The organism is Pedobacter sp. B4-66 (assembly GCF_018492665.1).
GTDB lineage: Bacteria > Bacteroidota > Bacteroidia > Sphingobacteriales > Sphingobacteriaceae > Pedobacter.
On sequence record NZ_JAFVME010000005.1, the window covers coordinates 23,930 to 42,639 of the forward strand.

Annotated in this window: 20 protein-coding genes; 10 read left to right on the forward strand and 10 right to left on the reverse strand. The window is 37.2% G+C overall.

Going from position 1 to position 18,710, the window contains the following annotated elements; genetic code table 11:
• Positions 1–124: 124 nt before the first annotated feature.
• The 9 genes from miaB to J1905_RS09515 all read left to right on the forward strand — a co-directional run bounded on the left by miaB (position 125) and on the right by J1905_RS09515 (position 9,319).
• A complete protein-coding gene (gene miaB / locus J1905_RS09475; protein ID WP_214227054.1) occupies positions 125–1,573 on the forward strand; it encodes a tRNA (N6-isopentenyl adenosine(37)-C2)-methylthiotransferase MiaB in 1,449 nt (482 codons plus the stop codon).
• Positions 1,574–1,589: 16 nt separating this feature from the next.
• Positions 1,590–2,825 (forward strand): sigma-54 interaction domain-containing protein, encoded by a 1,236-nt coding sequence (locus J1905_RS09480; RefSeq protein ID WP_173089891.1) that lies wholly within the window; start codon positions 1,590–1,592, stop codon positions 2,823–2,825.
• 86 nt (positions 2,826–2,911) lie between these two features.
• Positions 2,912–3,325 carry an LptE family protein gene (locus tag J1905_RS09485; RefSeq protein ID WP_350027978.1) on the forward strand — a complete coding sequence of 138 codons (414 nt, stop codon included), beginning with the start codon at positions 2,912–2,914 and terminating at the stop codon, positions 3,323–3,325.
• Between the two features lie 33 nt (positions 3,326–3,358).
• On the forward strand, positions 3,359–4,510 hold the full coding sequence (locus J1905_RS09490) for a DUF8458 domain-containing protein (protein WP_214227056.1): 1,152 nt from the start codon (positions 3,359–3,361) through the stop codon (positions 4,508–4,510).
• A gap of 14 nt (positions 4,511–4,524) precedes the next feature.
• The gene (gene secG, locus J1905_RS09495) at positions 4,525–4,887 is read left to right on the forward strand and encodes a preprotein translocase subunit SecG (RefSeq protein ID WP_214227057.1); all 363 of its coding nucleotides are present in this window, start codon (positions 4,525–4,527) and stop codon (positions 4,885–4,887) included.
• Positions 4,888–5,114: 227 nt separating this feature from the next.
• The gene (gene groES, locus J1905_RS09500; RefSeq protein WP_048907794.1) at positions 5,115–5,408 is read left to right on the forward strand and encodes a co-chaperone GroES; all 294 of its coding nucleotides are present in this window, start codon (positions 5,115–5,117) and stop codon (positions 5,406–5,408) included.
• Between the two features lie 76 nt (positions 5,409–5,484).
• Positions 5,485–7,125 carry a chaperonin GroEL gene (gene groL, locus J1905_RS09505; RefSeq protein WP_173089887.1) on the forward strand — a complete coding sequence of 547 codons (1,641 nt, stop codon included), beginning with the start codon at positions 5,485–5,487 and terminating at the stop codon, positions 7,123–7,125.
• A gap of 90 nt (positions 7,126–7,215) precedes the next feature.
• The gene (locus tag J1905_RS09510; RefSeq protein WP_250318065.1) at positions 7,216–7,875 is read left to right on the forward strand and encodes an MgtC/SapB family protein; all 660 of its coding nucleotides are present in this window, start codon (positions 7,216–7,218) and stop codon (positions 7,873–7,875) included.
• Positions 7,876–7,891: 16 nt separating this feature from the next.
• Positions 7,892–9,319, forward strand: a complete 1,428-nt coding sequence (locus J1905_RS09515; RefSeq protein WP_214227058.1) for an L-serine ammonia-lyase — start codon at positions 7,892–7,894, stop codon at positions 9,317–9,319.
• Between the two features lie 10 nt (positions 9,320–9,329).
• Here the strand turns inward: J1905_RS09515 and J1905_RS09520 are convergent, their stop codons facing one another.
• Genes J1905_RS09520 through J1905_RS09545 form a run of 6 tightly spaced genes read right to left on the reverse strand, consistent with a single transcriptional unit; the run spans position 9,330 to position 15,413 of the window.
• Entirely contained in the window at positions 9,330–10,676 is a 1,347-nt protein-coding gene (locus J1905_RS09520; protein ID WP_214227059.1) for a DUF58 domain-containing protein, read from the reverse strand.
• 11 nt (positions 10,677–10,687) lie between these two features.
• Positions 10,688–11,665 (reverse strand): AAA family ATPase, encoded by a 978-nt coding sequence (locus tag J1905_RS09525; RefSeq protein ID WP_214227060.1) that lies wholly within the window; start codon positions 11,663–11,665, stop codon positions 10,688–10,690.
• A 3-nt stretch (positions 11,666–11,668) separates the two neighbouring features.
• A complete protein-coding gene (locus tag J1905_RS09530) occupies positions 11,669–12,850 on the reverse strand; it encodes a DUF4350 domain-containing protein (protein ID WP_214227061.1) in 1,182 nt (393 codons plus the stop codon).
• Positions 12,847–13,569 carry a hypothetical protein gene (locus J1905_RS09535; protein WP_214227062.1) on the reverse strand — a complete coding sequence of 241 codons (723 nt, stop codon included), beginning with the start codon at positions 13,567–13,569 and terminating at the stop codon, positions 12,847–12,849. Before J1905_RS09535 ends, J1905_RS09530 begins: the two co-directional genes overlap by 4 nt.
• Before the next feature lies 1 nt (position 13,570).
• Entirely contained in the window at positions 13,571–14,461 is an 891-nt protein-coding gene (locus J1905_RS09540; RefSeq protein WP_214227063.1) for a hypothetical protein, read from the reverse strand.
• On the reverse strand, positions 14,439–15,413 hold the full coding sequence (locus tag J1905_RS09545; protein WP_214227064.1) for a stage II sporulation protein M: 975 nt from the start codon (positions 15,411–15,413) through the stop codon (positions 14,439–14,441). The genes J1905_RS09540 and J1905_RS09545 overlap by 23 nt, the downstream gene beginning before the upstream one ends.
• A gap of 130 nt (positions 15,414–15,543) precedes the next feature.
• On the opposite strand from J1905_RS09545, the gene J1905_RS09550 reads away from it, so the two are divergent.
• Positions 15,544–16,275, forward strand: coding sequence for an RDD family protein (locus J1905_RS09550; RefSeq protein ID WP_214227065.1), 732 nt, complete (start codon positions 15,544–15,546; stop codon positions 16,273–16,275).
• 7 nt (positions 16,276–16,282) lie between these two features.
• Here J1905_RS09550 and J1905_RS09555 read toward each other — a convergent pair whose 3' ends face one another.
• The 4 genes from J1905_RS09555 to lipB all read right to left on the reverse strand — a co-directional run bounded on the left by J1905_RS09555 (position 16,283) and on the right by lipB (position 18,707).
• Positions 16,283–16,990, reverse strand: a complete 708-nt coding sequence (locus tag J1905_RS09555; protein ID WP_214227066.1) for an SGNH/GDSL hydrolase family protein — start codon at positions 16,988–16,990, stop codon at positions 16,283–16,285.
• A 121-nt stretch (positions 16,991–17,111) separates the two neighbouring features.
• On the reverse strand, positions 17,112–17,453 hold the full coding sequence (locus J1905_RS23710; protein ID WP_284445102.1) for a DUF2752 domain-containing protein: 342 nt from the start codon (positions 17,451–17,453) through the stop codon (positions 17,112–17,114).
• Positions 17,454–17,930, reverse strand: coding sequence for a DUF5684 domain-containing protein (locus J1905_RS09565; protein WP_214227067.1), 477 nt, complete (start codon positions 17,928–17,930; stop codon positions 17,454–17,456).
• 81 nt (positions 17,931–18,011) lie between these two features.
• The gene (lipB, locus tag J1905_RS09570; protein WP_214227068.1) at positions 18,012–18,707 is read right to left on the reverse strand and encodes a lipoyl(octanoyl) transferase LipB; all 696 of its coding nucleotides are present in this window, start codon (positions 18,705–18,707) and stop codon (positions 18,012–18,014) included.
• Positions 18,708–18,710 lie beyond the last annotated feature (3 nt).

An 18,710-nucleotide genomic window follows, 5' to 3' on the forward strand; every position in this document is an offset into this window, starting at 1 on the left:
TATCAAGGCCATAATGAAAAATAGAGTTGGCTATTGTCACAAAATATTCATTTAGCATTCTGCCAATTTGTCATTTGTAAATTAAATTACGTATTTTTGAAGCCCATAAAACAATTGACCATTTATGATTGATTTACAGTTGACAGATAAGAAACATGATGAAGAGCGCCAGGGCGAGGCCTTAATTGTTGATGCACCCTTGGTGCGCAATGGCCGCAAACTGTATATCGAAAGTTATGGTTGCCAAATGAATTTTGCGGATAGCGAAATTGTTGCATCTATATTATTAGATCAGGGATTTGAAACTACCGGTGACTATAAGGAAGCCGATGTAGTGTTTATAAACACTTGCTCTATTCGTGAAAACGCGGAGCAAAGAGTTCGTAATCGTCTATCACAATTTGGTGTGGAAAAGCGTAGAAACCCTAAACTTATCGTAGGTGTTTTAGGCTGTATGGCTGAACGCTTGAAATCTAAATTTCTTGAAGAAGAAAAATTGGTTGATGTAGTGGTTGGCCCGGATGCATACCGTGAATTGCCGCAGCTACTAAGTGAAGTAGAAAGTGGTCATAAAGCCATCAACGTATTACTATCACGTGAAGAGACTTACGCAGACATTAGTCCTGTTAGATTAAACGGCAATGGCATTACCGCGTTTATTTCTATTATGCGTGGTTGTGATAATATGTGTTCTTTTTGTGTAGTGCCTTTTACTAGGGGTCGCGAACGCAGCAGAGATCCGCATTCGATTATGGCTGAGGCTCAAGATCTATTTGATCGTGGCTATAAAGAAGTTACTTTACTTGGTCAGAATGTAGATTCTTACAAATGGAAAGGTACTGACGTTGAAGAAAGCGCGGAGATCGAGGTTAACTTTGCTCAGTTACTTGAAAAGGTTGCCTTGATTAGCCCTGAATTGAGAATTCGTTTCTCTACCTCACACCCTAAAGACATTACTGACGAAGTTTTATATACTATTGCTAAACACGATAATATCTGCAATTACATCCACTTACCTGTTCAATCAGGAAGTAGCAGAGTATTGGAGTTAATGAATCGTACTTACACAAGAGAATGGTACATTAACAGAATTGATGCCATTAGGAATATTATTCCTGATTGCGCGATTTCATCTGATATCATTGCTGGCTTTTGCACGGAAACGGAAGAAGAGCACCAGGAAACGCTTAGTATTATGGATTATGTCAAATATGATTTCGCATTTACCTTTAGCTATTCTGAGCGCCCAGGAACTCTTGCAGCGCGTAAATTTGAAGATGATATTCCTGAAGAGGTAAAAAAACGCAGATTAAGTGAAATCCTGTTAAAACAACAAGAAACTTCTTTATATCGTTTGCAACAATTTGTTGGTAAAACTGTTAGGATTTTAGTAGAGGGAACTTCTAAGAAATCAGATAAAGATTTCTGTGGAAGAAATGATCAGAATGCAATGGTAGTTTTCCCAGCAACAGAAGGGGTTACGGCAGGTCAATATGTTAATGTACATGTAGATCGTTGTACTTCGGCAACCTTACTGGGAACTGTTGTAGTTGAAGAACCTGAGATTGTTTAATTAAACACAGATTAGATTGGACGTACAAGACATAAAAAACCGTTTTGGGATAATTGGTGGTTCTCCGCTGTTAAACCGGGCTATAGATATTGCCAGACAGGTGGCACCAACTGACATGTCTGTTTTAATTACCGGTGAAAGCGGTAGTGGTAAAGAGGTATTTTCTCATATCATTCACCAAATGAGCACACGCAAACATGGCGCTTTCATAGCAGTAAACTGTGGTGCTATCCCAGAGGGAACAATTGACTCTGAACTCTTCGGACACGAAAAAGGATCTTTTACAGGAGCCCACGAAGCCCGTAAAGGTTATTTTGAAGTAGCTAATGGAGGCACAATATTTCTTGATGAAGTTGCCGAACTGCCTTTAGGCACCCAAGCACGTCTATTACGTATTCTTGAAAGTGGCGAATACCTTAGGGTAGGATCATCCAAAGTACAAAAAACTGATGTGAGGATTATTGCAGCAACAAATGTTGATGTTTATAACCGCGTTAAATCGGGTAAATTCCGTGAAGACTTGTATTATAGATTAAATACTGTTCCATTACGCATTCCTGCTTTGCATGAACGTAAAGAAGACATTTATTTATTATTCAGAAAATTCTCTGCAGATTTCAGCGATAAGTACCGTAGTCCGGGTATACAGCTTGAACCTGATGCCATACAAATACTAAGTAATTATAGCTGGCCGGGAAATGTAAGGCAGTTGAAAAATATTGCAGAACAAATTTGCGTTCTGGAGAAAGAACGAAATGTAAGTGCCGCAGCTTTACTAAACTATATTCCTAATGAAAGCGCCAACAATTTACCTGTAGCAATTAACGGCAATAGTAAAGAAGACTATACAGAAAGAGATATTCTTTATAAGGTTCTTTTTGATATGAAAAAGGACATGATGGAATTGAAAAAGCTTGTAGCTGAAATCATTCAGAGTGGAGGAAATACTTCACACATCATGGCTGACAACCCTCATTATATCAATCAGCTTTATCAAGAGGTGGATCAGACGTTCGGGAATGAACAAGCTACACTGACGATAAAAAAACCAGTTCAGAATACCCCTGTAGACTACAACTATACTCATGAAGCTGAGGAGGTTGAAGAATCCTTATCTTTAATAGACAAGGAATCTGATCTGATCAAAAAAGCCTTAAAGAAACACAAAGGCAAGCGTAAATTTGCCGCTCAGGAACTAGGCATCTCAGAACGAACGTTATATAGAAAAATTAAGGAACTGAATTTAAACTAAGAATGAAAAATTTATCTATAATTATATTGTTATTCTTTTTAATCGGGTGCAAAATAAGCCTAGACGGAGCTTCTATTCCTCCTGACATGAAAACAATTAGCGTTAAAGTTTTTGAAAACAACGCTCCATTAGTCGTAGCATCTTTAAGCTCGCAATTTACAGAGGAATTGAAAACACGTATCAGAAACCAGACGAAGTTAAGTATTACTCAAAATGACGCGCATGCCATTTTCACTGGAAATATTACAGGATACAGCATCACTCCGGTAGCAATAACAGATAATAAGCAACCTACAGCCGGTGCAAATAGATTATCAATAACAGTTAATGTTAAATACGTAAACAATCTTGATTCCACAAAAACTTTTGAGCAATCTTTTGAGCGTCATAAAGATTTTAAACTAGCTGGAAACCTTCAAGCACAAGAACCTGGATTAATTAAAGACGTTACTGCTCAGCTTACTGAGGATATTTTTAACAGAGCTTTTGCACAATGGTAAGCTAAAGTAGAGATCAATTATTAACTTAGCAACGTGGAGCAGGATATAAATATTAAAGAACAGCTAACAGGATTCATTGCCGTGCCTGAGAAAATATCTCATAATGATACAGCTATGCTTAAAAATCTTGCTGAGCAGTATCCTTATTTTCAGCCAGTTCATCTCCTCCTTGCAAAAGCAACCTTAAATACAGATGAAGGCAACCGCAACCTTGCTACTGCCGCTCTTTATACTAATGGTCAGCTACTTCATAACTTTCTTCATGAAAAGGAAAGCCTGGAATCAGTTAATTTCAATGTTATTAACTCTTCTTCTTTCGGTGTTTTTGACAATAATCCAGAGACTTTAGATGAGGTTATCATTGATGAAGTTCCAGCGGAATCGGAAGAGCTTAAGATAGCAGATGATCAGGAGACCTTTGACGAAATTGGCGAAGTCAATATACATGACTATAAAGCGCATGAAATTGATCCACTTCCAGTTAATGAAAACAAAGAGAAACCAGAAGACGATCTTGTATTAGAAAATATTGTTGCTACAGACTTTTTTGCATTTCAGGAAAACTTTAAGGTTGAACCTGTGTCTGAAACTACAGTAATCACAGAGCCCCAGATAGAGGAATATAAAGAAGAGGGATCAATCGCTGAAGAGGAGCCGATTATAATCAGCAAATATGATGATGATCAGCTGCCTTATACATTTTTATGGTGGCTGGCAAAGACAAGGAAAGAGCATCAGCAAATATTTCAACCTTATGCTTCACCTAAACAGGTTAAACATCACCAGGAAGCTAAACCTGATAGAAATAGAAAATCCAATGAGCTTCAGCAACAATATGTGGAGAACATATTTCACATGCAAAGCCCATTTGAAGAAGGGGAAGAAAGCGAATATTCTCCCAATGAATTCAGAAATCGCTCAAAAGGGGATGAAATCATCGAAAGCTTCATTAAGAATGAGCCTCAGATAAGTCCGCCAAAACCGGAACAGATCAACAACGAAAACAAAGCGAAAAAAAGTGCAGAGGATCATAATGACCTGGTATCTGAAACGCTGGCAAACATCTATATTGAGCAGATGCTTTATGACAAGGCCATAGAGACTTATGAAAAATTAAGTTTGATGTTTCCAGAAAAAAGCCGTTACTTTGCCGACCTTATTCAATCGATAGAAAAAAAAATTTAACAACCTAACATACTATGCTTTTCTTAATTATTTTATTAATCATCATTTGTATTGCCTTAGCGCTATTTGTTTTGATACAAAATCCTAAAGGTGGTGGTCTGGCAACAGGCGGATCTGGCAGTAATATGTTTGGTGTTCAACGTACAGGTGACGTTTTAGAAAAAGGAACCTGGATTTTATTAGCCCTTGTTGTAGTGGTTACTTTATCAATTACAACTATTGCTAAATCTGGAGGTTCTTCATCAACTGGAGCCGGCTCTAAAATTCAAGAACAACTTGACAAAACTCCTACTCCATCTCCAATTGGAGGCGGTGCAACTACAGCTCCTGCTCCGGCAAATACGCCACCAGTTACTACTGACACTACAAAAAAATAAGTTCTTATATCCATAAGAATGCAAAATCCCGGCAGGTTTAATACCTCCCGGGATTTTTTATGCCCCTGCCACTCTGACACAAAAATAGTTTACTACAATCCATTAGCTGACAAGGCTACGTAAATTTGTCAAACTTAAGCGCGTTGGCATAAAAACTGATATGTTCTTTCCTGCGTAATTAATTTACTTTTACATTTATAAATCTAAAAACAAAACAATAATAAGTTATGGCTTTAAACTTTAAACCTAATGCAGATAGAGTAGTTGTTGAAGCTGCTGCTGCAGAAGAAAAAACAGCTTCTGGTATTTATATCCCTGATACCGCTAAAGAAAAACCTCAACAAGGAATCGTAGTAGCTGTTGGACCTGGTAAATATGCTGACCAAACTGGAAATCTAATCCCATTAAGTGTTAAGGTTGGTGATCAGGTTTTATATAGCAAATATGGTGGTACCGAAGTTACTATTGAAGGTACTGAGTATTTAATTATGAGAGATTCTGATATCTTAGGAACTCTTTAATCCAAGTATAATTATTGAAATGAAATTGGCTAAGCCTTAATTCATCTTAGCTTAAACAAGAATCAAAAAAAATAAAATGGCAAAACAAGTAAAATATAATGTAGAAGCTCGTGACGCTCTGAAAAGAGGCGTTGATATTTTGGCTAATGCTGTAAAAGTAACTTTAGGACCTAAAGGTCGCAACGTAATTATTGACAAAAAATTTGGCTCACCTGCTATCACTAAAGATGGTGTTACAGTAGCTAAAGAAATCGAATTGAAAGATCCAATTGAGAACATGGGTGCTCAAATGGTTAAAGAAGTGGCTTCTAAAACTGCTGATATAGCAGGTGACGGAACTACAACTGCAACTGTTTTAGCTCAGGCAATTGTAACTGCAGGTATTAAAAACGTAGCTGCCGGTGCAAATCCAATGGACTTAAAACGCGGTATTGATAAAGCAGTTACTGCTATTGTTGAGAACTTAAAAGCTCAATCACAAACTGTAGGTGAAGACAACAACAAAATCAAACAAGTTGCATCTATCTCTGCAAACAATGACGAAGTTATTGGTGCATTGATCGCTGAAGCTATGGGCAAAGTTGGTAAAGATGGTGTTATCACTGTTGAAGAAGCAAAAGGTACTGAAACTGAAGTAAAAACAGTTGAAGGTATGCAATTTGACCGTGGTTACTTATCTCCATATTTTGTTACCAATGCTGATAAAATGGAAGCGGAATTAGAAAACCCTTACATTTTGATCTATGATAAAAAAATCAGCAACATGAAAGAATTGTTGCCTGTATTGGAAAAACAAGTTCAAACTGGCAAACCTCTATTGATCATCGCTGAAGATTTAGATGGTGAAGCTTTAGCTACTTTAGTAGTTAACAAAATCCGTGGTTCTCTGAAAGTTGTTGCTGTTAAAGCTCCAGGTTTCGGTGATAGAAGAAAAGCAATGTTAGAAGACATCGCTATCTTAACCGGTGGTACTGTTATCTCTGAAGAAAGAGGTTATAAATTAGAAAATGCTGATCTTACTTATTTAGGTACTGCTGAGAAAGTTATTGTTGACAAAGACAATACTACAATCATCAATGGTGCTGGTCAATCTGAAGACATCAAAGCTCGTGTTAACCAGATCAAAGCTCAAATTGAGACTACTACATCTGATTATGACAAAGAGAAATTACAAGAGCGTTTAGCTAAATTAGCTGGCGGTGTTGCAGTTCTTTATGTTGGTGCAGCTTCTGAAGTTGAAATGAAAGAGAAAAAAGACCGTGTTGATGATGCCTTACATGCAACTCGTGCAGCTGTTGAAGAAGGTATCGTAGCAGGTGGTGGTGTTGCTTTCATCCGTGCTATTGAGGCATTAGATGGCATGAAAGGTTCAAATGATGATGAAACTACTGGTATCCAGATCATTCGTCGTGCTATTGAAGAGCCTTTACGTCAGATTTGCCAAAACGCTGGTATCGAAGGTTCTATCGTTGTACAAAAAGTTAAAGAAGGTAAAGCTGACTTCGGTTACAATGCCCGTACAGATGTATATGAAAACCTAATTGCTGCTGGTGTTATTGATCCAACTAAAGTTGGTCGTGTAGCATTGGAAAATGCAGCTTCTATTGCAGCTATGTTATTAACAACTGAAGTTGTTTTAGCTGATGATCCAGAAGATGCTCCTGCAGGTGCTGGTATGCCTCCAATGGGTGGTGGTGGTATGGGTGGAATGATGTAATCATCATTTCCCTTTCACTTATAAAAAAGACCCGCTGTTATCAGCGGGTCTTTTTGTTTTAAATCTTTATTATATTTAGGTAGTTAAAACATGATGGAGAATATATTAGAAAACGGTCATTTCATTACAGTTAGTGAGGTGAATAAATTTTTAATGGCAACATTACTATGCGGCCTAATTGGCGCTGAGCGAGAGTTTAGAAGCAAACAGGCTGGATTAAAGACAATGATTATGATTGGCCTTGGCTCTACCCTCTTTACAATTCTATCTATAAAAATTGGCCTAAGCAGTCATGATCGTATAGCCTCCAATATTGTGACGGGTATAGGCTTCTTAGGTGCTGGGGTTATCTTTAAGGAAGACAATCAGGTTAAGGGCTTAACTACAGCTTGTGTAATATGGATTGTAGCTGCAATTGGGATGGCTATTGGGTCAGGATATTACGAACAGGCTATTGGTGTAACCCTCGTCGTTCTTGTCGCATTATTCACTTTTCCTTTTCTGGAAGAAATGGTGGAACAGCGCTTTACCAAAAGGGTCTACAGAATAGTTAAAAGGTTTGAAAATGAAAGTCTGGAGAAGTACGAAGAAGACATTAAAACATCTAAACTAAAGCTCACAAGAGGTAAGCAGGAGCTCGCAAATGGTATCATCAGTGGGACATGGATAGCTGTTGGAAGCCCTAAAAATCACAAAAAATTTGTAGATCGGATGCTTGAAGATAGAAATATCATAGCATTTGACTTTTAAGTTTTAGCTTTGCGCTATGCAAAGGGAACAGATCTCGGTATTCGATATTTTTAAGATAGGAATTGGACCATCAAGTTCACATACACTTGGTCCATGGAGGGCGGCACAGCAATTTACTGCTTCATTAAAGCAACAAAACTTACTAGATGATGTTGAGCAAATAAAGATTTTGCTTTATGGGTCTTTAGCAAAAACCGGCAAAGGGCACGGTACCGATATAGCCATTTTACTTGGATTAAACGGAGCAGATCCGGTAACTTTTGATGTGAATGCAATTGACTGTACAGTTGAATCTATCAAAAAAGATCAATTGCTAAACCTGGCCGGAGAAAAGTCAATTACCTTCAATTATACTGAAGACCTCATATTTCTTTTTTTTGAAAGCCTACCTTTTCACCCCAATGCAGTTACTTTTCAAGCTCTTTTAAAGACCGGCAAAGCTGTATCGGAAACCTATTATTCAATTGGTGGTGGTTTTGTAGTTAAAGAAGGCGAAGACGGCAAAGAGAAAGAGCAAGTAGATTTACCTTTCCCTATTGAAAAAGCAGGAGATCTATTACACTGGTGTCTTACCACAGGCCTGAAGGTTTCTGAAGTGGTAATGGAAAATGAGTTAGCCTGGCGTACAGAAGCTGTTACCAGAGCAGGGATTTTGCAGCACTTTAATGTAATGAAAGATTGCATCTACAGAGGATGTCATACTTCCGGTTTTTTACCTGGTGGATTAAACGTAGCGAGGAGAGCTGCAGCACTCAATAAAAAGTTAATGTGCAATAGTGTTTACACCAACTATGAAAGTTGGGTAATGGCCATTAGAGCAGGCGGTAATGGCTTTAATTATACGCTGGACTGGGTAAGTTGTTTTGCATTGGCGGTTAATGAAGAAAATGCTTCATTTGGCCGTGTAGTAACCGCTCCAACAAATGGTGCTGCAGGAGTTATTCCAGCAGTATTGCAATACTTTATCACCTTTTGTGATGGCTTTAATGAAGAAAAGATTATACAATTTATTGCCTGTGCATCTGAAATAGGAAGCATCTTCAAAAAAGGAGCTACTATATCAGCCGCGATGGGAGGTTGTCAGGCAGAGATTGGAGTATCTTCAGCAATGGCGGCCGCTGCGCTTACTGAATGCTTAGGAGGCTCTCAGAGACAGGTTCTAATGGCTGCTGAAATAGCTATGGAACATCATCTAGGACTTACTTGTGATCCTATTGGTGGTTTAGTTCAAATACCTTGTATAGAAAGAAATACCATGGGTGCGATTAAAGCAATTACAGCAAGTCAGCTAGCGTTGCAAAGCAATCCGGATAAAGCAAAAGTGAGTTTAGATGCTGTAGTAAATACAATGTGGGAAACTGCCTTAGATATGAACTCAAAATATAAGGAAACATCAGATGGCGGTTTGGCTACCAATATTCCAATAAGTTTACCTGAGTGCTAAAATCCTATTATTAAATTTTCTGTTGTGCTTTAATAGACAGATATCTGTTGATTACGTTTATCGTTAGCTTTTCTGGTGGCGTAAGGATACTTAGTATTCCATGCTTGGCCAATTCTTTAACGATTAACTTTTTCTCATACGCGAATTTACTGGCAATGGTTTTAATATAAATCCCCTCCACATCTTTTACTTCTTCCTCAGTAAGAGATTTCAGTTCTGTATTTTCAAAAAATACAATTAGTAATAAATGGAATTTAGCAATGCGCTTTAAAAACGGTAGCTGCCTGTTTAATGCAGACATACTTTCAAAATTTGTAAAGAAAACAATCAGACTACGCTGTTTCATAACACCACGGATACTCGTATATAGCGCCTCCATATTCGTTTCCAGATACCTTGTTTTCTCTTTATATAATACGCTCATAATTTTACCAAGCTGAGCAGGTTTTCTATCAGCAGGCACAATACTACCCGTTTTTTCAGCTATAGTAATTAGCCCCGCCTTGTCTTCTTTTAGTAAGGCTACATTAGAAAGAACCAAACTTGCATTAATGGCATAATCTAATAAACTCAAGCCTTCAAAAGGCATTTTCATGGCTCTTGATTTATCAATTACACAGTAAACATGCTGAGCTTTTTCATCAGTAAAAGAGTTAACCATCAGCTCTCCTTTTCGGGCAGTGGCCTTCCAGTTAACAGTTCTATAATCATCGCCCTGCACATAGTTCTTTACCTGATCAAACTCCAAACTATGACCTATCCTTCTAATCTTTTTTATTCCAATTTCATTTAATCTATTCGAAATAGCCATCAATTCATACCTTCTTAACTGAAGGAAAGAGGGATAAACCGGAACTGTCACTTCTTCTCCAAAATTGAATCTTCTTACAATTAAGCCAAGAGGCGAACTAACGTACAAACGAACCAGGCCAAATACATATTCTCCTCTTTTAGTTGGCCGTAAAGTATAATTGATAGTTTTATGCTCATGGGCTTTTAAACTGCTGGTAAACCAAATATCTCTTTTTTGAAACTGGAAAGGGATCTCATCAATAATCCCCACCTTAGTTGCAAAGGGATAAAAGCTCTCTATGTAAATATGTAGCTCATTTTCGTCACCGTTACTTAGTCTTTCCGGAAGATCTCGTCTTAAGAAGAATCCCCTTTCCTGACGATAAAGCATAATTAGATCTACAACCACCAGTGAGATCAATATCCAAAAAGTAATGAATGGAATATCGCCAAGCCATGGCAAAAAGAAGGAGAACAGGAACAAAGTAACACACAGCCCAATTCCTGCAAACAGCCTTTTACCTAAAAACAGGTCTTTATAATATGTCTTAAAAAAGTTTTTCAACAGCTTAGGTATTACCTTGGGATCTCTAATTTTTGAATAATCTGTGCAACTATATCTGCAGGTGTGAGTCCTTCCATTTCCTTATCCGGTGTCAGCATAATTCTGTGTGTCAGCACAGGAGCTGCTACTTTAATAATATCTTCAGGTGTTACAAAATCACGGCCCTGCATTGCGGCAATAGCTTTAGCGCTATTAATCATGGCTAGAGATGCGCGTGGCGAAGCGCCCAGATAAAGTGATTTATTGTTTCTTGTCTCGTGAGTTATCCTTGCTGCATATTCTATTAGCTTAGGCTCAACATGCAAAGCTTTTATAATGGCTCTACATTTTTTTATTTTATCAATGCTTAAAACAGCTTCAACTGCATTTATTTCCACCTCCAGCTTTTGCTGATGTTGATTTTGGAGAATAATAATCTCTTCTTCCAGAGTAGGGTATTTTACCTCAATTTTAAATAGAAAACGATCTAGCTGAGCCTCAGGCAATCTATAAGTACCTTCCTGTTCAATTGGATTCTGAGTGGCCAAAACCATAAAAGGTTCATCCATTGGATAAGTATGCCCGTCGACAGTTATCTGTCGCTCTTCCATTACTTCAAATAAAGCAGATTGTGTTTTAGCTGGAGCCCTGTTAATTTCATCTACCAATATAATATGGCCAAATATTGGCCCTTTCCTATATTCAAATGATGAAGATCGTGGATCAAACACTGAAGTACCCAACACATCTGAAGGCATTAAATCAGGAGTAAACTGAATTCTCGAAAAAGAGGCATCAATACTCTTTGCAACAAGTTTAGCACTTAAAGTTTTGGCTACCCCAGGAACACCCTCAAGCAAAATATGGCCATCAGCAAGTAAAGCGGCGATAAGAAAATCAATAGTTTCCTTTTGTCCAATAATAATACTGCCCAGTGATTGTCTTATCTGATCAACAGCCTGATTAAGTTCAGTTAAGTCGGTTCTTTCATTAAAAATTTCCGGTTCCATAGTTTATTGAGCTTGTTTGTAAAATCTTTCAATTAATTTATTAAGGTTAATCAGTGAGTTATCATCAACACGTTGATTATTGTTTATCTCGTTTACGATGGTAAACAATTGATCAATTGTCTCCTCAGGAACACCTGATTTAAAATGTAATGCCTGCTTCAATTCGTTATCCAATGATCCGGTTTTCAGCGCATAAGTGCTTCTGATATGTTCAAGAAAATAGTTTATCTTCTTTCTTGCAATATCACTGTTATCTCTTTGTTGATAGTATACTTTACCTACTACTTTAACAAAATCCAGCGACGAGTTTTTTAATGGTTCTATTACAGGGATTATCCGCTGTCTACGCTTCATTTCAAACAAGACAAAAATGATCAATCCTGCCATTGCTATATAATATGCCCAGCGTAATGACTCATTCTTAAAGATGACACGCAGGATTGCTGAATCATCGATATTTCCCCTCGTATTATGTTCGTCCCATAGCAAACTTGCCGAAGCTGGGAGGTAAGATAAAGCCTTGGCTGCATAATCAGCGCCCAGAGGATTTAGTAAGCTGTAATTAGTTAGCAGTTGAGGATTAGGCAAAATGTATATGCTGCCTTTGCCATAGGTGTATCTAATAAAGTTGGGTTTTCCCTCCACATTTTTGCCCAGTATCGTTACCCTTGAGGTATCAAATGCACTAAAATACTGCTCCGCAATTTGCTTCCCAAAGATATAATTGGATTTAGCTTTTAAAGCCGGATTGGTAAAATTAACACCTGTCGACTTTTCTACCGAATAATTATAGGATGATCCTATCTCCAATTTAAGAGTATCCCTCAAAGTTTTGCCAAAATCAAAAGCAGCAATAAATGCATTATTACCTTGCTCTACAAAGTTTACGAGTTCCTTAAAGTCTAACTTATCAACCTCTATTGAATGAGATATAAAGAGATAGTTAGTCTTCTCATAACCACTATCCTTCAAAGTGTTGTATATGGGATCCCTGGTTACCTTCACCTCCTTTTCAGAAAATAAATCATGTATTTCATTAAACAGGATGTAAGTACCAAAGGGAATCTTGTCCTCTTTTAAATAAGTAGATGTCCAATTTGTAGGTGTTGGTTTATAATATTGAGCCACCAGATAAGCCACCAAAAGCACTGAACTCAGAATAAGGTATCTTCTTAATCCTTTCATGAGCGATGCGAATTAAACCGTTCAAAAGTATCCTTTATCGCACTAAAACTCTCTTTATCAATAAAAAATTCACCATACCAAACATATTCAAATTGATAAGTAAGTTTACTGAATTCTCTTTGTTTATTCGGATCGCTAATTTCATTAATATAGGTTTGATTCGTTTTTTCCGGGAGCCAATGAATAAGATCCCTATCACTCAATTTTTTGAGTGATAGTAAATATAAAAGTCTAACAGCTAACCTATAATTAGAACTTGAAATTGCTTTTTCAATTTCTTCATTAAAATTGATTTCATGAATATTATCATCTGACTCACTATAAGGAACTTCCACTACTTTAGACTTCCGGGAAAATATCTTCAGATCAGCTCCTGTTATTTTCAACACTATAAAAACCACTAACGCAATAAGCGCAACGATTACGAAATACTTTATTGCTCCTCCGGAGACCTTATTCCTCAAAATCTGGTTTATTATATCCCAGAACCATTTCCAGAATCTATCCCATAAACTAAGTTCCGGTGCAGGGGCATCATCGTAAATGAAATCTGCTTCTTTACTGTATGTACTAAGTTTATTTTTATCAATCTTCCGCAATTCAACTTTAGCTGTATCTAATCTAATCTCCGCTTTTTTCGCAGTAGAATCCTTCACCCCTGCTTCAGCATGAACCTGTGGAACTCCAAAAAAAAGAAAGATAAAGAGCAGTAAACGCATATTAGTAATCCTCAGGTGTAGAGTTTACGTCAGCTCCTGACTTCCCTAGCTGATTTATTCTTTCTAATAATCCAGTATTATCCATACGCTCTACCAAGTTGAAATAACACAACGTTACACCAATAATTGGCAAAATCATAAACACCTGACATACATATTGGATAATAGTAGATACAATGATAACCAAGCTACTAAAGCCCCCGGCTCCTTTGGTAAAACCAGAAGCTAAAGTAAGTATAATTGCAGGCAGAGAAGCCATTGACATACATGCATAAGAGATAATCCAAATTACAAATATTGCCCCTGCAGTTGCCCACCATTGATCTTTTAATAACTTGAAAGAACGGCTAAAGGAATATTCAAAGCTCCCGTTTTCCAATACCATTACTGAATAAAAAATAGACATTGCCGGAAAAACATATACAAAGGGGAAAAAGCAAAACAGAAAGCAAATAACAAGAAAAATAACTATAGCAAAACTGCTGGCAAAAACCCTAAAAAAATAGTATTTGAAATATGCCCAAACCTCTTCTACCGTCGGCGCTTGATTGCCTTTTTGGATATATAAAGCAATAAAACATAAGATCGAAACAGTTATAGCCGTATAATTTAGCATAGACAATACGATCACAAGGAAATAATTCAACGTAAACACATCGTATAGTCTTTGAATTCCATAAACAGTCGACTGACCGTTCCCGTAACCAAATGCCACCTTTTGAATGCCCAACTGATACATTATTGCTGCTATCATTCCTGCCAGCGTGAAGAACCCACATAAATAAATGTACGTTTTCATTAATGGCTTAAAGTTCTGTTTCAAAAACTGAAACATATCATTAATGATCTCTCCAAACTCCCTAAGTTTTCTAAATTCTAATTTCTCCAACATTGTTTATATTTTGATTGCGCTTAATAAGTTGGGCCGGGTATAAAACTACATACCAAACCATAAATAATAGTGATCCTCCAAGAATGGATACACTTAACCAAAGTGGCATATTAGTATGCCTTGTAACAAAACTTTCAAAAATAGCCGCTATCACAATTATGGGTAGTATCCCTAATGCTATTTTAGTTCCGTCCTTTGCACTATTTACAAATGCCTGAAAACGAGTATATGTTTTGGGGAACAACAAGCCATGGCCTAAAACCAGACCTGCGCCACCGGCAATAATAATAGCCGATATTTCTAAAGTTCCATGAATCCATATTACAAGGATAGATTCGATTCCCAGTCCTTTGCTAAAAAAATAATACTCAAATGAGCCTAGCATAATTCCATTCCTTAAAATAAAAAACACAGGCCCAATTGACAGGAAAATTCCGCTCACAAACATTATTAGTGATACATAAATATTGTTTGCTGCAATCATAAAAAACATACTAATCTCACCTTGTGTTTTATAAACACCAAATGGATCTCCCTTTGCAATATTTTCATTGGTCATATTAACATAACCATCTCCAAGAATTAACCTTATGAAGGTATCATCATATTTCGCTGATAAAATTCCGATTAAGCTTGAGATCACGAAGAAGATCAAAGAATATAAAAGTTGCCTGCGATAAGTATAAAAAAGCATGGGAAGTTCAAATTTCCAAAACTCAACAAATGCATTGCGGTCTTCTTTTTTGTTCTTGTAAATAGACTGGTGTAGTAATGCCGCTATTCCATTTAAATACTCCGTTGTCTTAGACTTTGGATAAAATGTTTTGGCGTAGGCCAGATCATTCGTAATGTCTACAAACCTATCCGCAAGTTCATCAGGCGTTGCTACGCTCATTTGCTCGTAGGACTTCCATTTAGCGGAATTCTGTTTAACAAACAACGATTCTCTCATAGGTTTTGCGAGGGCTTTAATTTTTATGTAAAATAGCACAAAAAACAATCTTACAAGAAAAATTCACAATCATTATTTTATTTCTCCTGAACATTTCTTTCCTTTAAATTTTATCTAAGTTTGAGTCTATATGGAAACAATACAGGTAAACACTAGTCAGCATGTAGCAATTGATTATCCCGTGGCAGGATTAGGAGAACGAGTGGCCGCCAGATTAATTGACCTGGGCGCCTTTATAGTAGTTGGAGGCCTACTCATGCTATTAACTATGTTTGGCATAAGCGTTCAATCAAACATCCTCATCATTTCCATCTGGTCAATTTTTGGAGCTTGTTATGTTTTCTACAACCTTCTTACCGAAATCTTTATGAATGGCCAAAGCATTGGAAAAAGGCTTCTAAAAATAAAGGTGATTAGCTTAAATGGAGGCCAACCCAGTATAGGACAATATTTCATTCGCTGGGTATTCAGACTAGTAGATTTTTCGTTAACTGCTCAGGTAGGCGGGCTAATTTGCATTGCCGCAACAGAAAAAAAACAACGAATTGGTGATGTAGTTGCCGGAACTACGCTCATAAAAACAGTTCCCCGCACTGATTTTAATCACATTGCTTTTCATCCTGTGGAAGATGAGTATACCCCTGTTTTTGCATACGTCGACCAACTCACTGATAGGGATGCGGAACTAATTCATGAAGTGATAAGCACCTTTCATAAAACAAATAATGCTGATTTAATTTACACCATGTCCGAAAGAATCTCGACACATCTTGCCATCACTATCCCGGCCGGCATGAACGAATTAGATTTCTTAAAAACAGTAATTAAAGATTATAGATATATTACTTCAAGAGCAGATTAAGCAAAGGCTATTTCAAATTCTTTAAGATTGCAGGAGCCACATTTACCGCCCAGCCCATATACATTTTACCCGAAGGATGTAGACCATCAATGGCCACCAACGACCTATCTGAGAGCGCTAATCTTGAAGCAGGGGTAATGTCTGTATAACTCAGCCCCTCAGCTAATGTTTCTTCTTTATTAATTGCATTAAAAGCGTCAATCTCTTCGGCAATAGTTTGCTGATCTCGGCCACTTTGCAAGCCAAATGGAGTAACTCCCCAATCTGGAATTGATATTACAAAAACATGCGCCTTTTTATCTTTGGTAAAGTTAATTGCAGTTTGTAAAAGCTCCTTAAATTCTTTCCTGTAAACATCTTTTGATTCAGCCCTATATTGATTGTTTACCCCTATTAGTAAAGTAACAATATCATACTTATGCTCAGGAAACCCTGAGTCCTTAATGCCGGCTTGCAATTCACTGGTTGTCCAACCTGTTCTTGCAACTATAGTTGGTGGATTTATGATAAGTCCTTTTGCTGTAAGTTCCTTTGCCAACTGATTTGGGAAGTTCTCATTACGCGCTACAGATTCGCCAATGGTATATGAATCACCAAGAGCAATATAATTTAGCTGCTTCCCCTTATTTGGATCTATTGGAGATATTGTATCCACAGGCTTAGTAATAGTATCAGCTGGCTTTACAAGAGTATCTGTAGGTTTAGTGTCATCCATAGATTTTAAATCTCCTTTTTTACAGGATAATATTAGTAAAAATGAAAAGATTAATATTGAAAATCTCATATTCCGTACTTACGCAGAAATTACAGCTACAGATTTTCCGAGTACAACTGTATTAATGAGTGTGAGGCACCCACATTTTATAAACATAGCTTATCAACACAATTGAACCTGCAATGAGGTATAGTGTTTTAACTAAAATATCACTTCTTTTACCAAACCAGTAATTGGCCGACAAACCCACAATAAAAGTAATAAGAAGAGGAACTGTCGGCGGATACATATCAAAGCTCTTTTCCCAATCCCCTTTTAGGAGAAATAGCAATGAGCGTTGAAAGCCACACCCGGGGCAGTCAATATTGAAGATATATTTAAGCGGACAGGGAATAAAAAAAATATCCGCCTTGTCTAAAAAGGAAGACCAGGCGGATATAATATATGTTATGAATACTAACAATTAAATTCCAGGAGTGGTTGGAGGTTTATTAAACGGATCGTTGAATGGATTGTTATTACCAAAAGGATTGTTAGGGTTATTAAAGCCATTCTGTGCTTCTGCTGCAGATGGGCCTAAATACTTAGCATCACCAAATCCTAGTATCGGATAAAAAACAATAGGTAAAATAATAAGTCCAGCAGTAAAACCTTCTGACTTTCCAAAACTTTTACTTAATAGATTCATAAGCCAAACACTGAATACAATATTTACACATGGTATTAATAACCAAAGTATCCAGATCATAGGTTTACCAACAATTTCAATCAATACGATTAAATTATAAATAGGCACGATAGCTGCCCAGCCTGGTTTCCCAGCTTTAACGAACGTTTTCCATAATCCTGCGTAAACAATAACTGCCACAAAAAGGCAGAAAAAAATCATGCCTGCGCCTATACCGGCAGCGGCTGAAGAGTACTCTGAATTGTAATCCATAGGGTTTTTGAGTTTTAATTTATATAAAGATAATCTTTATGTCAAAAAATCAAAATTCCTACCTCGATTTTCAAATACAAATCAGACTAACTGCATATTAAAAAGGCTGGCAATATGCCCTTTGAGCTTCCCCTCAACCTCTGCAATATCTACAGAATAACCCAATTCACGCTGTATTGACGTTACGTCCTTGTCATCAATGCCACAAGGAACAATGTTCTTAAAGTAATTCAAGTCTGCATTTACATTGAATGCAAATCCATGCATGGTTACCCACCTGCTACACCTTACACCAAGTGCACATATTTTTCGCGCTTTCTCATTATCAGCATCCAGCCACACACCAGTATAACCTGTATACCTGCCAGCCTTAATTCCATAATCATTCAGTGTCAAAATAACGGCCTCTTCAAGTGTTCTTAAGTAAAGGTGGATATCCGTAAAGAAATTATCCAAATCTAGAATCGGGTAACCTACAATTTGCCCGGGGCCATGATATGTTATATCTCCACCACGATTAATCTTATAATAGGTTGCTTCTTTTTCTAATAATCCTTGTTCGTCAAGCAACAAGTTCTCAGGATGGCCGCTTTTACCCAAAGTATAAACATGAGGATGTTCGCAAAACACCAGATAATTTGGAGTTTCCAACGTAGTATTATTTGATCGGTTTTGTGTCTTTAAAGCCACAGTCTGATTAAACAAAATTTCCTGCTTATCCCAGGCATCCTGATAATCAATAAGGCCCCAATCTATAAATTCAACTTTTTTATTCATTTT

Bases quoted from the DNA above. Each gene is read 5' to 3' on its own strand.
- J1905_RS09510 (WP_250318065.1), top strand. From the start codon at position 7,216: ATGATGGAGAATATATTAGAAAACGGTCATTTCATTACAGTTAGTGAG.
- groL (WP_173089887.1), top strand. From the start codon at position 5,485: ATGGCAAAACAAGTAAAATATAATGTAGAAGCTCGTGACGCTCTGAAA.
- J1905_RS09515 (WP_214227058.1), top strand. From the start codon at position 7,892: ATGCAAAGGGAACAGATCTCGGTATTCGATATTTTTAAGATAGGAATT.
- J1905_RS09555 (WP_214227066.1), bottom strand. From the start codon at position 16,990: ATGGATGACACTAAACCTACAGATACTCTTGTAAAGCCAGCTGATACT.
- secG (WP_214227057.1), top strand. From the start codon at position 4,525: ATGCTTTTCTTAATTATTTTATTAATCATCATTTGTATTGCCTTAGCG.
- miaB (WP_214227054.1), top strand. From the start codon at position 125: ATGATTGATTTACAGTTGACAGATAAGAAACATGATGAAGAGCGCCAG.
- J1905_RS09545 (WP_214227064.1), bottom strand. From the start codon at position 15,413: ATGAGAGAATCGTTGTTTGTTAAACAGAATTCCGCTAAATGGAAGTCC.
- J1905_RS09530 (WP_214227061.1), bottom strand. From the start codon at position 12,850: ATGAAAGGATTAAGAAGATACCTTATTCTGAGTTCAGTGCTTTTGGTG.
- J1905_RS09550 (WP_214227065.1), top strand. From the start codon at position 15,544: ATGGAAACAATACAGGTAAACACTAGTCAGCATGTAGCAATTGATTAT.
- J1905_RS09525 (WP_214227060.1), bottom strand. From the start codon at position 11,665: ATGGAACCGGAAATTTTTAATGAAAGAACCGACTTAACTGAACTTAAT.
- groES (WP_048907794.1), top strand. From the start codon at position 5,115: ATGGCTTTAAACTTTAAACCTAATGCAGATAGAGTAGTTGTTGAAGCT.
- J1905_RS09540 (WP_214227063.1), bottom strand. From the start codon at position 14,461: ATGTTGGAGAAATTAGAATTTAGAAAACTTAGGGAGTTTGGAGAGATC.
- J1905_RS09485 (WP_350027978.1), top strand. From the start codon at position 2,912: ATGAAAACAATTAGCGTTAAAGTTTTTGAAAACAACGCTCCATTAGTC.
- J1905_RS09535 (WP_214227062.1), bottom strand. From the start codon at position 13,569: ATGCGTTTACTGCTCTTTATCTTTCTTTTTTTTGGAGTTCCACAGGTT.
- lipB (WP_214227068.1), bottom strand. From the start codon at position 18,707: ATGAATAAAAAAGTTGAATTTATAGATTGGGGCCTTATTGATTATCAG.
- J1905_RS09565 (WP_214227067.1), bottom strand. From the start codon at position 17,930: ATGGATTACAATTCAGAGTACTCTTCAGCCGCTGCCGGTATAGGCGCA.